This is a genomic window from Polycladidibacter stylochi, from assembly GCF_001562055.1.
In the GTDB taxonomy this organism is placed as follows: Bacteria; Pseudomonadota; Alphaproteobacteria; order Rhizobiales; family Stappiaceae; genus Pseudovibrio; species Pseudovibrio stylochi.
The window spans coordinates 1-1592 of the sequence record NZ_LLWE01000038.1 but is presented as its reverse complement, the minus strand read 5'-3'; the positions used below and the strand labels follow the sequence as shown (position 1 = coordinate 1592).

Annotated in this window: 1 protein-coding gene; it reads right to left on the bottom strand. The window is 55.5% G+C overall.

Annotated elements, in window-relative coordinates:
* A partial coding sequence (locus AYK67_RS17235) for a DUF5801 repeats-in-toxin domain-containing protein (protein ID WP_208976313.1) occupies window positions 1–1592 on the bottom strand: 1592 nt, incomplete at both ends.

Genomic DNA, 1592 nt, shown 5'->3' with positions numbered 1-1592 from the left:
CCATCGCCATCGGTTGCGATGATGTCAAAGCCAAGGCCAAGCACATCTTCCCCCGCAGCCCCGTGATCAAGCGGCCCGTGCAGCGTGAATGTGTAGCCTTGCTGGCTGGCATCGAGTTCCACGCTAAACACCAGCGGCCCGCCTTCACCAGCGGTTGCTGTTAACGAGCTGCCATCATCCGATAGGCTGTAGAACAGCGTGACACCGGCAGACGTCATGCCGCTTTGTAGGCCCACGGGCACATCAAAGCTGAGCGGCTGGTCGTTGGCAGCACCATCAGCGCCAAAGTCAAGCTGCAAATCACCACGCACCACAAGCGGTTCTTTATCCCCATCACTGCCATTGGGCAGATCATCCTCATCCACCTGCAGCGGTTGGCTCAGGTTATCAAGACTTGGCCCGTCATCATCAAAGGAAATCAAATGGCCAATCTGCAAGCTGTTGCCGCCATGATCGCCATCGCCATCCGTGACATCAAGCTTGACTTCAACCAGTCCGGTCAGATCAAGACTGTCATCAGGGTTGCCTGTATCGGGATGATCCAAAGGCATGAACTGCGCCACGGAGACTTGCCCCTGATCGTCCAGATGAATGGCAAACGCAGCATCTCCTGAAGAACCAAAGTGATTGATAACCCGGCCGACAATCATGCTCTGGCCGTTGACCATCTCGACTTTGAGGCGGATCTCCTGACCATCTGTGGTTTTAAAGTCCAGTATTGGCGAGGTGCTGGTGAGCTTGAGTGTGTAAGCACCTTTGCTCAAGCCATCGGCCCCGGCACGCATATTACCGGCCGGCTCTTCCAGCAGCATGGTGCGCGCGTATTGCGCCCCCATCTCGCCCTCTGGAATATCACGCAACTTGCTAAACAGGGACTTCAAACTGGAGGAGGTACTGTCGCTATCTTGCTTGCCTGCGCTTTCATCTATACGCAGCTCGGCCCCGTTGACGGGTGTGATTTGCGGATCGGGCACATCATCGCGAACGGTGATGGTGAACTTGCCGCTCAAGGAAACCGTGTCGCCATCGCCATCACGAGCGCTAATGACACGCCCGAAATCAAGGGCATCGATACTGCCATTTTCCAGCTGCAGCTTTGTGTTCTCGCCGTTGCCATGCACATGGTCAAGCTGGGAGAACTGGCTGTAGACAAAAGCACCGGTTGCCGGGTCAAGCGCCAGCGAGAGAACCGGATAGTCCTGCCCATCCACACTACCATTATCAATGTGCTTATAGCCTACAAGCGTATCACCCACCATTTTGAACTGCACCACAACGCCGCCGCTTTGCAGCCCTAAAGCGTTGAAGGTCGCTACAGCATCCGCTGTAAAGGCAAATTGCGCCGTTGAAGCCGAGCCATCGGCACCAAAGTCAACGGTGCTTGCGAGCGTGCCACGGGTATAAGCCTGGTTGGCAACACCATCTTTAGGAAGAATTGTAAACGAGCCGTCATCATTACCATCCCAAGGGTGGGTCCCCACCGTATCGCCAAAGGCAATATCATCTTCATCCAGTGTGGCATGAACAGCCGTACCCCCGGCCACGGGCACATCATCAACCACATTGACGTTTATGGTAGCCCGTGCCTGGTC